This window comes from Rhizobacter sp. OV335, assembly GCF_900142965.1.
In the GTDB taxonomy this organism is placed as follows: Bacteria; Pseudomonadota; Gammaproteobacteria; order Burkholderiales; family Burkholderiaceae_C; genus Rhizobacter.
The window spans coordinates 184792-198492 of sequence record NZ_FRCQ01000001.1; the positions used below are offsets into that span (position 1 = coordinate 184792).

The window sequence follows — 13701 nt, forward strand, 5'->3', positions numbered from 1 at the left end:
CTCCGCGAAGCGTGCAGCATCCGGGCCTTGTTTCTGCCACGTCTTGGAGGGGAAGCCAATGAAACACCATGTGCTGCGCAGCTTGCGCAACGGTTCGATGCTGGGGCTGCACTGCGCCCTGGCGGTCCTGCTGGTCGGATGCGGTTCCGGCGACGGAGGGAGCTCCTCTGCCGCCGACCCGAGCAACGCCAGTTCCAGCGATGCCGGTGGCGACCGGTCGCGCGCCATGGCGGTCGGTGACCCGATCGGCATCGCGCTGACGCCCGTCGCGGCCACGGCCAGCGCTTCCGAGCGCGGCGACCTGTCGGCTGCGGCCGCGATCGACCACGACGACAACACCCGCTGGAGCAGCGGCTTCACGGACGACCAGAACCTGACGCTGGACTTCGGCCAGTCGGTCAGCGTCTCCCGCGTGCGCATCAACTGGGAGCGCGCCCACGCCAACAAATACCTGCTGCAGGTCTCGAGCGACAAGTCGAACTGGGTCACGATCAAGACCATCGACAACAGCCAGGGCGGCATCGAGGACTGGACCGGCCTGAGCGGCCAGGGTCGCTACCTGCGCGTGCAGGGCGTCACCCGTTCCAGCCAGTACGGCTATTCGATCTTCGAGATCCAGGCCTACACCGGCACGACCTCGGCGCCGGCCCCGGCACCCGCACCCGCACCGGCGCCCGCCCCGGCACCGGCGCCCAGCCCGGCCCCTGCGCCCGCTCCCGCGCCGAGCCCGGCCCCTGCGCCAGCCCCGAGCCCCGCACCGGCCCCGTCTCCGGCACCCGCACCGGCCCCCGCTCCCGCGCCTGCACCCGATGTCAGCAACCCTGGCGTCGCGATCAAGCCGGTGGCGGCCACGTCGTCGGCGCTGGAGAACGGCGGCATGCCCGCCGCCAACACGATCGACGGCAACATCGGCACGCGCTGGTCGAGCAAGCAGGAAGACGGCGCCTGGATCCAGTGGGATTTCGGCAGCAAGAAGCAGATCGGCGCGCTGAAGCTGAGCTGGGAGAACTCCTACGGCAAGGAATACGCGCTGCAGGTCTCCGACGACGGCCAGACCTGGTCGCAGGTGCGCTACGTCAGCAACGGCAAGGGCGGCACCGAGGGCTTCTACAACCTCGGCATCAACTCGCGCTTCGTGCGCCTGCAGGGCGTGGCACGCGGCACGCAGTACGGCTACTCGCTGTGGGAAGCCGAGTTCAAGACGCCGGGTTCGGACAACACGATGCCGACGGTGGCCACCGCGCCGCTGAAGGCGCCGAGTAGCGGCACCGGCATGGCACCGCTGCCGACCCAGGTCGATCCGGTCGAGACGCTGCAGTTCACGCTGGCCGACGGCACCCTGGTCACGCGCTTCGGCATCCGCGGCCTGGCCCGCCACGGCCGCGAGCGCGGTGAGGACTGGAACGAGATCGGCGAAGGCCCGAACGACACGGTCGACGCGAACGGCAGGCCGGTCGACAAGGGCCCGGGCAACTTCCTGACCTTCGTGCCGAACTACTTCAAGAACCGCACTTGGGGCTTCGAGATCATCGACAACAGCCGGGTCGCCGGCGTGACCGCGCCGACGCTGCGCGTCAACCACTACTTCACGCAGGACCAGTTGCCTGGCGGCGTGGCGTGGTTCCGCGCGTTCGATCGCGTCGGCGTCACCGGCTACGGCTGGATGAACCCGGGCCAGCTGGTCAACGACAAGGTCACGATCTGCCCGCCGGTGGCCTACCCGCCCAACGGCAGGCTGGTCAGCAGCAACATCCTGAACAACGACTGCAGCCTGACCGTCAAGGACTACCCGGGCCACGGCGATGTCGGCGCGGACGGCATGCCCAACGGCCGGAACGTGCCCGCACGTCCGCTGGTGGCGGGCGACGTGATCGAGGTTTCACCGTCGTTCTTCTCGACCAAGGAGGCGATGGCCGCCAAGGGCGACAACGGCGGCATCCGCTACTACGCGGGTGAGTGGACCTACGTGGTCGGCACGGGCCTGCGCCCCTGGTACGGCGTGCAGCCGCGCCTGATGAACGCGCCGCTGCCGGCCGAGACGCTGCAGGGCGGCACCGGATCGCTCTCGTACGACTACGCCGACAACGGAACCTTCATCTTCCAGCAGCCGCACATCAACGTCGGCATGCAGAACATGCAGCGCTTCGTCGAAGGTCGCCGTGCGATCCACACCAACATGTTCACCGGCGAGCACAACGAGCCGGGCAACGACCGCTTCGATGCGCTGGTGGGCCTGCAGGGGCCGCGCTACAACCAGTCGTCGTGCTTCGCGTGCCACGTGAACAACGGCCGCAGCCCGGCGCCGGCGGCAGTCAACCAGCGCCTGGACACGATGTCGGTGCACACCGCGTCGATCAATGCCCAGGGCCAGCAGGTGCCCGACTCGCGCTACGGCGTGGGCGTGCAGATGAATGCCCGCGGGGCCGACGGCTCGCCGCAGGACTGGGGCAACGGCGTTCGCGTTGCAGGCTTCGACACCCAGACCGTGAAGCTGGCCGACGGCACGTCGGTGGAGCTGCGCAAGCCCAAGCTGGCCTTCGACGGCCCGACGCCGCAAGTCGTCTCGCTGCGTTCTGCGCAGCCGATGCTGGGGACCGGCCTGCTGGAAGCCATTCCGGAAGCTGACATCCTGGCGCGTGCCCGCACCACGGCAGACGCCGACGGCATCAAGGGCCAGGCGAACTTCGTGTTCGACCCGGAAACCGGTGACGTGCGCCTGGGCCGCTTCGGCTGGAAGGCCGGCAAGTTCAGCCTGCGCCATCAAGCCGCATCGGCCCTGCTGCAGGACATGTCGGTGACCACGCCGGTGTACCCGAGCCGCGATTGCCTGTCGGGCCTGCCGACCTGCCGCACGAAGAGCGAGCGCGGCCTGGCCGAGGCCGACCTGCAGTCGATCTCGCGCTACCTGCAGCTGCTGGCCGTTCCGGCACAGCGCAGCCTGGTGAGCGGGTTCCCGAAGGGCGTGGCACCGCTGTCGGACCTGGACGTCGATCCGGTCAAGGTGGCCAACGGCGCGAAGGTGTTCAAGGCGGCGAACTGCCAGGGTTGCCACACGGTGGACCAGAAGACCGGCTCCGGTCATCCGCTCGCCGAGCTGCGCAACCAGAGCATCAAGCCGTACACCGACCTGCTGCTGCACGACATGGGGCCTGACATGGCCGACAACTATGTCGAAGGCACGGCCGCCGGCAACCTGTGGCGCACCTCGGCCCTGTGGGGCATCGGCTACACCGACCGTGTGATGGGCACGGCCGGCAAGGTCGGCTACCTGCACGACGGCCGCGCCCGCACGCTGACCGAAGCGGTGATGTGGCACGGTGGTGAAGCCACCAACGCCCGCAATCGCTTCGCGGCGCTGTCGACGGTGGATCGCCAGGCCCTGCTGGCCTTCCTCGGGTCGCTCTGACGAGACCGTACCGGCCCCCGACCGGGGCCGGCTGACATCGGAAAGCCCCGCGCTCGCGGGGCTTTCGTCCGAGTTCAAGCAACGCATGGCCGCGCTGAAGCCCGACAACAAGAACACGCTGCCGTTTCGCGATGCGTATCGCCGTGTCGCGCCCGATCCGGAGGGCTGGCCGGTGGCGCACCCCGAGTGGGTCTGCGCGATGCTCACCGACTTTCTGCAGGCGCCCGACCGCTAGAACGAAGTCGCTCAGGCGCTGACGTCGAGAACCATCATCAAGCCGCCGCCGCCGTCCTGCTCGACGTTGTTGTTCGTCGTGTGATGCGGGATGTGGCAATGGACCAGCCACTTCCCGGGCTTCGCCGCCTTCCAGATGACGTCGTAGCGCTGCCCCGGGCCCACGTTGACGGTGTCCGCCTGGAAGCGCGCGCTTTCGGGCAGCACGTTCCCGTCGCGCGCGACCACGGTGAACGGACCGCCGTGCACATGCATCGGGTGCACGAAATTGTTGTTGCTCCCGACGAAGCGCAGCTTGATGGTCTCGCCGACCTTCATCTTCACGCTGTCCGTCGCCGGAAAGGCCTTGCCGTTGATGGTGAAGTAATTCGGCATGCCGCCTTCCATCTGCATGGCCGGGTAGGTGAGGCCTTCGCGCTTGAGCCATTCCTGCAGCTGGATGACGTACTCGTGGTCGGCCGTCGGCTCCAGCACGGGCGGCTTCGGGTCGATGATGAGCGCGCCGTACAGGCCGAGGGCCTGCTGCCGGTCGACCTTGTCGTGCGAGTGATAGAAGTAGGTGCCCGACTGCTCGGTCGTGAACTCGTAGGTGTAGGTCTCTCCGGTCTTGACGGGGCGCTGGACGATCCTGGCCGGCCCGTCCATGTCGTTCGGCACGATGAGGCCGTGCCAGTGCACGGTGGTCGTTTCCGGCAGGTGGTTCGTGACCCGGATGCGAACGCGGTCGCCTTCGGTCACCCGCAGCCGGGGGCCGGGAATCTGGTGGTTGAAGGCGTAGCCCTCCACCTGCACGTCGGGCAGGATGTTCCAGCGCACGACGCTTGCGTCCAGCTCGAAGACCTTGACGCCGCCCTCGAGCCTCGGTGCGAGCACCTGGTCGCCCTGGGCCGCCGGTGGTGCCGTGAAGCTCACCTGCCGCGGGTGGACGGCGGACATGTCGCGCATCGCCTCCGCGGGGGTGTCCCAGCCCATCACCATGCCCGGCGGCATGATGGCCCCGCCGACGTCGCGGGCGGAAAGCCGCATGTTCACGAACAGCGAAGGGAAGGTCATCCCTGCCAGCAGCATCAGGCCGGTGGCCAGGGTCACGGCGGCCAGCTGCGGGCGCGTCACCTGTGGAATCGCCTGCGGCGGCGTTGGATGGTGGCCGGCATGCGGCGCGGGGGCCGGGCGCGCTGCTTCTTCGGCGCGCGGCTGCCCGTGCGAGTGCCGCTCGGTCATCAGCCCGTGCTTCATCCGGCGTGAAACCATCCAGACGTTGACCGGGTACGCGACCGCGAACCCCGCTGCGACGCCGAAGGACATCACGCCCCAGAACAGCAGTTCGGTGGGCTCCATCGCGCGCATGTCGCGACCCATCATCAGCAGCGTCATGACGGGGGCCATGCCGGCCATCATCGCGTTCATGCTGATGAACTCGGGCATGAACGACTTCCTGACGTTCTGCCAGTACGTGCCGCCCATCATGTTCTTCATGAAGAGCGACTGGAAGATGAAGAGCCCGAAGGCAAAGCCGGCCAGGTATTCGACGATGAGGTCCAGCCACATCGGCAACCCCAGCGCCGCCGTGACGACCGCCGCGGCGATGATGCCGGTCGCGTCGCCGGCGACGCAGTGGATGGTCGAGCCGACGCCTTGCTTCCACAGCGGCTCGATGAACGCTTCGTGTTCGCCCGGGCGCGGCTCCTTGTCTGCCATGACGTAGAGCAGCAGGCCGATCGGTCCCAGGTAGAGCGTCACCAGGACGAAGCCCCACTTCATCACGACCGGCTCGGGATTGTTCCGGAACTGGTCCCAGGCGACACAGCCCGTCGAGAGCCCCGCCAGGGCGAACCAGGCGACCAGGAAATAGTCGATGGGTTGAGCGAGCATTCTTCTTCTCCCGCGAGACGCCCACTGTCTGCTTTACCACGGGGGGAAGGTCAAGCGCAGGCCCGGAAAGCCCCGAGCGCAGTGTGCGTAACCTGGCGTGGGCCCTGCGGTGGGGCTTTTTCGTACACTCCGCCCTGCCCATGGCCCGCCGGCTCGTCCTCCTCCTCATCGCGCTGTTCCTGCCGCTCCAGTTCGCCTGGTCGGCGGCATCGGTGTACTGCGAGCACGAGACCGCCGAGCAGCAGGGGATGCACGTCGGCCACCATGTCCACGCCTGCAAGGACGCGAGCGGCAAGAGCGCCGACGGCAAGCAGAAGGCGCATGCGGATTGCGGCGTGTGCCAGGCTGCCGGCTCCGCGGGCCTTGCGACGCAGGCCGATGCGCTCGCCTTCCTGGCCGCATCGACGCTGCCCCTTCCGGTGACCCCGTCGCCGTTCTCCTCCGCGCTCGCCCGGGCGCCCGACCGCCCTCAGTGGCTTCGTCTCGTCTGACCGGCGAGACGCTCACGCACTTCCTCCAACTGTCCTGACGTTTCGCCGAATCCCTGGATCAACCTGGTGAGATTCGATGCGAAAACTCGTGCTGCCGCTCGGGCTGGCGGCGATATGGCTCAGCCCTTTCTTTTTCAATCCGGTGCAGGCCCAGCCTGCGCTGGCCCTGACCCTCGAACAGGCCCAGTCGCTGGCGGCCTCGCGGAACTTCGCGCTCAGTGCTGCGCAGCGCGAGGTCGATGCGCAGGATGGTGCGATGCGCCAGGCCGGCGCGTGGCGCAACCCGGCGTTGAACGTCTCGGTCGAGGACACGCGCCGTGCCACGCGCACGACCACCACCACGCTGGATTTCCCCATCGAACTCGGCGGCCAGCGTGCCGCGCGCCTGCAGGCCGCGGAGCGCGGGCGCGAGCTGGCGCAGGCCGAGCTCGGCCAGGCCCGCGCGCAACTGCGTGCCGACGTGGTCCGGGCGTTCTTCGCGGTGCTGGTGGCGCAGGAGCGAGGCGCCCTCGCCGTGGATTCCGCCGACCTCGCGACGCGCGCGGTCGACGCCATCGCGAAGCGGGTGGCCGCCGGCAAGGTCTCGCCGGTCGACGAAACGCGTGCACGCGTCGACCAGGCGAATGCGCAGCTGGAAGCGGTGGAAGCCGACGCCGAACTGCAGGCGGCACGCCGGATGCTGGCGGCGCTGTGGGGGGAACCGGAACTGGCCTACGCCACGGTCCAGGGCGATGTCGAGCTCGTCCCCGTTCGAGCGCCACCCGACGAACTGGCCCGCGCACTCGATGACGCGCCAGGGCTGCTCATCGGCCGGCTCGAGACGGAACGGCGCCGCGCACTCGTCGAGGTCGAGCGCAGCAAGGGCGTGCCGGAGCTCACCGTCAGCGTCGGCGCGAAGCGCGACAACGAACTGGGCCGCACGCAGGCGATCGTCGGCATCTCGCTGCCGCTGCCGTTCTTCGACCGCAACCAGGGCGCGACGCACGAAGCGGCCCGGCGCGCAGAGAAGGCGGGTGACGAGCACCAGGCCGCGCGCATCCGGGCCTTCACCGAGCTGCGGCAGGCCTCGAACCAGCTGGCCGTCGCGCGCACGTCGGCCGAAACGTTGAAGTCGACCGTGCTGCCCGCGGCGCGCCAGGCCTATGACGCTGCGGCCCAGGGCTTCGAGGCCGGCAAGTTCGGCTTCCTCGACGTCATCGACGCGCAGCGTTCGCTGCTGCAGGCACGTGCCCGCTACCTGGGCGCGCTGTCGACCTCCCACCAGGCCGCCTCGGCCATCGACCGCCTGCTCGGTCGCTGAACCCACACCCATCGAACATCATGGCAATCAGCAAGCAACAACGCATCGCGATGGCGCTCATCGTGCTCGCCGGCCTCGGGGGCGGCGGGGCCGTCCTGATGACGGAACGCGCGAAGACCGGCGGCGAGGAAGCCGGGCACGCCGACGATCACGAAGAGGCGGGCCACGCCGAGAAGGACGCGCACGAGCGCGAGATCAAGCTGACGGACGAGCAGCTGAAGGCCGCCGGCATCACGCTGCAGGCAGCCGGTCCGGCCACGCTCCAGGTGGCCGCGCCGTTCCCGGGCGAGATCCGCTTCGACGAAGACCGCACGACCCATGTCGTGCCGCGCGTGGCCGGCGTCGCCGAGGCGGTGAACGTCCAGCTCGGCCAGGTCGTGCGCCAGGGCCAGGTGCTGGCCGTCGTCGCGAGCACCGCGCTCGCCGAGCAACGCAGCGAACTGCTCGTCGCGCAGCAGCGCCGCGACGCCGCGCGTGCCACCCACGAGCGCGAGAAGAAGCTGCGGGACGACAGGATCTCCGCCGAGCAGGATTACCAGCAGGCCCGCAGTGCGCTGCACGAAGCCGACATCGCGGTGCGGAATGCAGCGCAGAAGCTGGCCGCAGTGGGCGCGAGCGCATCGTCGTCCGTGCTGAACCGCTTCGAGATCCGCGCGCCGTTCGCCGGCACCGTCGTCGAGAAGCACCTGAGCCTCGGCGAGGCGGTCAAGGAAGACGCCAGCATCTTCACGGTGTCGGACCTCGGCAGCGTCTGGGCCGAGTTCGCCGTCGCGCCGAAGGACCTGGAGACGGTCCGCGTCGGGCAGCGCGTCGTCGTCTCGTCGACAGCGTTCGACAGCCGCGCCGAAGGCCGCATCGCCTACGTCGGCGCGCTGCTCGGCGAGCAGACCCGCACGGCCCGCGCGCGCGTGACCGTGACCAACCCGAAGGGCGCCTGGCGGCCCGGTCTCTTCGTGACGGTGTCGGTGCGGGGCGAGGACCAGGCCGTGCCGCTCGCCGTCAGCGCCGAGGCGCTGCAGACCCTCGGCGACGAGACGGTGGTGTTCACGGCGGTGCCCGGCGGCTTCATCGCGACGCCGGTGAAGACCGGCCGCTCGGACGGCCGCACGGTCGAGGTGCTCGGCGGCCTGCAGGCGGGCGACAAGGTCGCGTCGTCGAAGACCTTCATCCTGAAGTCGGAGCTCGGCAAGGCCGGCGCCGAGCACGGCCACTGAGCGGGGACCGACCATGTTCGAACGCATCATCCGCTTCTGCATCGAGCAGCGCTGGCTCGTCATGCTGGCCGTGCTCGCGATGGCCGGCATCGGCCTCTACAACGGCATGCGCCTGCCGATCGACGCCGTCGTCGACATCTCCAACGTCCAGGTGGTCGTCAACACCGAGGCGCCGGGCTACTCGCCGCTCGAGACCGAGCAGCGCATCACCTACCCGATCGAGACGGTGATGGCGGGCCTGCCGGGCCTGGCGCAGACGCGCTCGCTGTCGCGCTACGGCCTCTCGCAGGTCACCGTCATCTTCGAGGACGGCACCGACATCCACTTCGCCCGCCAGCTCGTCAACCAGCGGGTCCAGGAGGCGCGCGACCGCCTGCCCGCGGGCATCGCGCCGCAGATGGGCCCGATCTCGACCGGCCTCGGCGAGATCTACCTGTGGACCGTCGAGGCGACCGAGGGCGCGAAGAAGTCCGACGGCACGCCCTACACGCCGGCTGACCTGCGCGAGATCCAGGACTGGGTCATCAAGCCGCAGCTGCGCAACGTGCGGGGCGTCACCGAGATCAACTCGATCGGCGGCTTCGAGAAGCAGTACGTCGTCGCGCCGGACCTGGAGCGCCTCGGCGCGCACGGCCTGAGCCTGGCGAACGTGGTCGAGGCGCTCGAGAAGAACAACGCGAACCAGGGCGCCGGCTACATCGAGCGCCGCGGCGAGCAGTACTTGGTGCGCGCGCCCGGGCAGGTGACGTCGATCGAGGACATCGGCGCCATCATCGTCGGCACCGCACAAGGCCAGCCGATCCGGGTGCGCGACGTCGCGCAGGTCGAACCCGGCCGCGCGCTGCGCACCGGCGCCGCCACCGAGAACGGCCGGGAGGTCGTGCTCGGCACGGTGTTCATGCTGATGGGCGAGAACAGCCGCACCGTTTCGCGCGCGGTCGACCGGCAGATGGCGGCCATCAACAAGACGCTGCCGCCGGGCGTGCAGGCGGTGACGGTCTACGACCGCACGGTGCTGGTGGACAAGGCGATCCGCACCGTCGAGAAGAACCTGCTCGAGGGTGCGCTGCTCGTCATCGCGGTGCTGTTCGCGTTTCTCGGCAACCTGCGGGCGGCGCTGATCACCGCGATGGTGATCCCGCTGGCCATGCTGTTCACCTTCTCCGGCATGGTGGCTTTCGGCATCAGCGCCAACCTGATGAGCCTGGGCGCACTCGACTTCGGGATCATCGTCGACGGTGCGGTCGTGATCCTCGAAGGCGCGGTGCGGCGACTCGCGCATGCCCAGGCGCAGCGCGGCCGGCCGCTGACCCGCAGCGAGCGCTTTCACGAGGTCTTCGCGGCAGCCGGGGAGTCGCGACGGCCGCTGCTGTTCGGGCAGTTGATCATCATGGTGGTCTACGTGCCGGTGCTCGCGCTGAGCGGCGTCGAGGGGAAGATGTTCCACCCGATGGCCTTCACGGTGCTGCTGGCGCTGTTCGGAGCGATGGTGTTGTCGGTGACTTTCGTGCCGGCCGCGATTGCGCTGTTCATCGGCGACAGGGTGGCCGAGAAGGAGAACGCGCTGATGGCTTGGGCCCGGCGGCGCTACGAGCCGGCGCTGGCCGCGACCTTCCGCCATGCGCCGGTCGTGCTGACGGCGGCCGCGGTGTCGGTCGCCTTCTCGGTCGCGGTGGCCGGCCGCCTCGGCAGCGAGTTCGTGCCCAACCTCGACGAGGGCGACTTCGCGGTCCAGGCGCTGCGCATCCCCGGCACGAGCCTGACGCAGTCGGTCGAGATGCAGCAGCAACTCGAAGCCCGGCTGAAGGCGCGCTTCCCGGAGATCGAGCGCATCTTCGCGCGCACCGGCACGGCCGAGATCGCTGCCGACCCGATGCCGCCCAACATCTCGGACGGCTACATCATGCTGAAGCCGGTCGACCAGTGGCCGCAGCCACGCAAGACGAGGGACGCGCTGCTGGCGGCGATCCGCGACGAAGCGGCCCAGGTGCCCGGCAGCAACCACGAGTTCTCGCAACCCATCCAGCTGCGCTTCAACGAGCTGATCTCGGGCGTGCGCTCCGACGTGGCGGTGAAGGTGTTCGGCGACGACAGCGAGGTGCTCGACAAGGCGGCCGCCGAGATCGCCGAAGCGCTGCAGCGGGTGCCCGGCGCGACCGAGGTGAAGGTGGAGCAGACCGGCGGCCTGCCGGTGCTGACGGTCAACGTCGACCGCGGCAAGGCGGCGCGCCACGGCCTCAACATGAACGAGGTGCAGGAGACGGTGGCCACGGCCATCGGCGGGCGCGAGGCCGGCACCTTCTTCCAGGGCGACCGCCGCTTCGACATCGTCGTGCGGCTGCCGGAGGCGGTGCGGCAGGACGTCGACGCGCTGCGCCGCCTGCCGATCGCGCTGCCCCGGGGCAGCGGGGCGGCCGCGTACGTGCCGCTGGGCGAGCTGGCGAGCCTGGAGCTGGCGCCCGGGCCGAACCAGGTGTCGCGCGAGAACGGCAAGCGCCGCGTCGTGGTCAGCGCGAACGTCACCGGGCGCGACCTGGGGTCGTTCGTGGCCGACGCGCAGGCGGCCATCGCCAAGGTGGCCGTGCCGAGTGGCTACTGGACGGCCTGGGGCGGAACCTTCGAGCAGCTGCAGTCGGCGGCGCAGCGACTGCAGTGGGTGGTGCCGCTCGCGCTGGCGATGGTGTTCGTGCTGCTGTTCACCATGTTCGGCAACGCCCGGGACGGCCTGCTGGTGTTCACCGGCATTCCGTTCGCGCTGACGGGCGGCGTGCTGGCGCTGTGGGCGCGCGGGATCCCGCTGTCCATTTCGGCGGCGGTCGGGTTCATCGCGCTGTCGGGCGTCGCGGTGCTGAACGGGCTGGTGATGCTGTCGTGCATCCGCGGGCTGCGCGAGCAGGGCGCGAGCCTCGATGCGGCCATCCAGGACGGCGCGCTGACGCGCTTGCGGCCGGTGCTGATGACCGCGCTGGTGGCGTCGCTGGGCTTCATCCCGATGGCGCTCGCGACCGGCACCGGCGCCGAGGTGCAGCGGCCGCTCGCCACGGTCGTGATCGGCGGCATCCTGTCATCGACGCTGTTGACCTTGCTGGTGCTGCCGGTGCTGTACCGGTGGGCGCATCGCCGCGACGACGACGAGGCGTAATTTGACCGTCGTCAGAACAGGAAATACCGCTGCGCCATCGGCAGCACCGTCGCCGGCTCGCAGGTCAGCAGCACGCCGTCGGCCCGAACCTCGTAGGTCTGCGGGTCGACCTCGATCTTCGGCGTGAAGCCGTTGTGGATCATGTCGGCCTTGCTGATCTTGCGGGTGTTGCTGACCGCCACCGCGCGCTTCTTCAAGCCCAGCTTCTCCGGCACGCCGGCGTCCAGCCCGGCCTTCGAGACGAAGGTGACGCTGGTGTCGTGCATCGCGCCGGCGTACGAGCCGAACATCGGCCGGTAGTGCACCGGCTGCGGCGTCGGGATCGACGCGTTCGGGTCGCCCATCGCTGCGGCCGCGATGAAGCCGCCCTTCAGGATCAGCGACGGCTTCACGCCGAAGAAGGCCGGCTTCCACAGCACCAGGTCGGCCAGCTTGCCGACCTCGACCGAGCCGACCTCGTGCGAGATGCCCTGCGTGATCGCCGGGTTGATCGTGTATTTCGCGATGTAGCGCTTGACGCGGAAGTTGTCGTGCCGCGCGTTGTCTTCGGCCAGCGTGCCGCGCTGCGCCTTCATCTTGTGGGCCGTCTGCCAGGTGCGGATGATCACCTCGCCGACGCGGCCCATCGCCTGGCTGTCCGACGACATCATCGAGAACACGCCGACGTCGTGCAGGATGTCCTCGGCCGCGATGGTCTCGCGGCGGATGCGGCTCTCGGCGAAGGCCAGGTCTTCGGCGATCGACGCATCGAGGTGGTGGCACACCATCAGCATGTCGAGGTGCTCGTCGATGGTGTTCACCGTGTACGGCATCGTCGGGTTGGTCGACGACGGCAGCACGTTCGGCAACCCGGCCGCCTTGATGATGTCGGGCGCATGCCCGCCGCCCGCGCCTTCGGTGTGGAAGGTCGCGATGGTGCGGCCCTTGAACGCGTCGATCGTGCTTTCGACGAAGCCCGATTCGTTCAGCGTGTCGGTGTGGATCGTGACCTGCACGTCGTGCCGGTCGGCCACGCTCAGGCAGTTGTCGATCGCCGCCGGCGTGGTGCCCCAGTCCTCGTGCAGCTTCAGGCCGTAGGCGCCGGCCTCGATCTGCTCGTCGAGCGGGCCGGGCAGGCTGGCGTTGCCCTTGCCCTGGAAGCCCAGGTTCATCGGGAACGCCTCCGCCGCCTTCAGCATCTGGTGGATGTACCAGGGCCCTGGCGTGCAGGTGGTCGCGAAGGTGCCGGTGGCCGGGCCGGTGCCGCCGCCGAGCATCGTGGTGACGCCGCTCATCAGCGCCTCCTCGATCTGCTGCGGGCAGATGAAGTGGATGTGGGTGTCGATGCCGCCGGCGGTGACGATGCTGCCTTCGCCGGCGATGATCTCGGTGCCGGGGCCGATCACGATGTCGATGCCGGGCTGCACGTCGGGGTTGCCGGCCTTGCCGATGCCGCTGATGCGGCCGGCCTTCAGGCCGATGTCGGCCTTCACGATGCCCCAGTGGTCGATGATCAGCGCGTTGGTGATCACCGTGTCGGCCACGTCCTTCGACAGCCGCTGGCCCTGGCCCATGCCGTCGCGGATGGTCTTGCCGCCGCCGAACTTCACCTCTTCGCCGTAGCCGCCGGCGAGCAGCGTGTAGTCCTTCTCGACCTCGACGATGAGGCCGGTGTCGGCCAGGCGCACGCGGTCACCGGTGGTGGGGCCGAACATCTCCGCATAGGCGCGGCGGTTGATGGTGGCCATCAGAGCGCTCCCTGCACTTCGCCGCGGAAGCCGTAGACCTTGCGGTCGCCGGCGTAGTCGACCAGCTCGACGGTGCGCTGCTGCCCCGGCTCGAAGCGCACCGCGGTGCCCGACGCGATGTTCAGCCGCATGCCGCGCGCGGCCGCGCGGTCGAAGCGCAGCGCCGGGTTGGTCTCGGCGAAGTGGTAGTGCGAGCCGACCTGCACCGGTCGGTCGCCGCTGTTCTCGATCACCAGCGTGATCGTGCGGCGGCCGACGTTGATCTCGATGTCGGGGCCGTCGGTGAGCACTTCGCCTGGAATCATCGCCGGCCCC

Annotated in this window: 9 protein-coding genes; 6 read left to right on the forward strand and 3 right to left on the reverse strand. The window is 69.5% G+C overall.

Annotated features, from left to right (window positions below; genetic code table 11):
* Positions 1–58: 58 nt before the first annotated feature.
* Together BUE42_RS00910 and BUE42_RS32890 are read left to right on the forward strand one after the other, a co-directional pair.
* A complete protein-coding gene (locus tag BUE42_RS00910; RefSeq protein ID WP_235002004.1) occupies positions 59–3406 on the forward strand; it encodes a di-heme oxidoredictase family protein in 3348 nt (1115 codons plus the stop codon).
* Between the two features lie 85 nt (positions 3407–3491).
* Positions 3492–3641 (forward strand): hypothetical protein, encoded by a 150-nt coding sequence (locus BUE42_RS32890; RefSeq protein ID WP_159445349.1) that lies wholly within the window; start codon positions 3492–3494, stop codon positions 3639–3641.
* An 11-nt stretch (positions 3642–3652) separates the two neighbouring features.
* On the opposite strand, the gene BUE42_RS00915 is transcribed toward BUE42_RS32890, so the two are convergent.
* Positions 3653–5512, reverse strand: a complete 1860-nt coding sequence (locus BUE42_RS00915) for a multicopper oxidase domain-containing protein (protein ID WP_073462215.1) — start codon at positions 5510–5512, stop codon at positions 3653–3655.
* A gap of 140 nt (positions 5513–5652) precedes the next feature.
* On the opposite strand from BUE42_RS00915, the gene czcI reads away from it, so the two are divergent.
* The 4 genes from czcI (at position 5653) to BUE42_RS00935 (ending at position 11659) form a co-directional block, all read left to right on the forward strand.
* A complete protein-coding gene (gene czcI, locus BUE42_RS00920) occupies positions 5653–6003 on the forward strand; it encodes a cation efflux protein, CzcI family (protein ID WP_073462216.1) in 351 nt (116 codons plus the stop codon).
* A gap of 76 nt (positions 6004–6079) precedes the next feature.
* On the forward strand, positions 6080–7303 hold the full coding sequence (locus tag BUE42_RS00925; protein WP_073462217.1) for a TolC family protein: 1224 nt from the start codon (positions 6080–6082) through the stop codon (positions 7301–7303).
* Positions 7304–7323: 20 nt separating this feature from the next.
* Positions 7324–8517, forward strand: a complete 1194-nt coding sequence (locus tag BUE42_RS00930; protein WP_073462218.1) for an efflux RND transporter periplasmic adaptor subunit — start codon at positions 7324–7326, stop codon at positions 8515–8517.
* 13 nt (positions 8518–8530) lie between these two features.
* On the forward strand, positions 8531–11659 hold the full coding sequence (locus tag BUE42_RS00935; protein WP_073462219.1) for an efflux RND transporter permease subunit: 3129 nt from the start codon (positions 8531–8533) through the stop codon (positions 11657–11659).
* An 11-nt stretch (positions 11660–11670) separates the two neighbouring features.
* Here BUE42_RS00935 and ureC read toward each other — a convergent pair whose 3' ends face one another.
* Positions 11671–13386, reverse strand: a complete 1716-nt coding sequence (gene ureC, locus BUE42_RS00940; RefSeq protein WP_073462220.1) for an urease subunit alpha — start codon at positions 13384–13386, stop codon at positions 11671–11673.
* The gene (locus tag BUE42_RS00945; protein ID WP_073462221.1) at positions 13386–13691 is read right to left on the reverse strand and encodes an urease subunit beta; all 306 of its coding nucleotides are present in this window, start codon (positions 13689–13691) and stop codon (positions 13386–13388) included. The genes ureC and BUE42_RS00945 overlap by 1 nt, the downstream gene beginning before the upstream one ends.
* Positions 13692–13701: the final 10 nt, after the last annotated feature.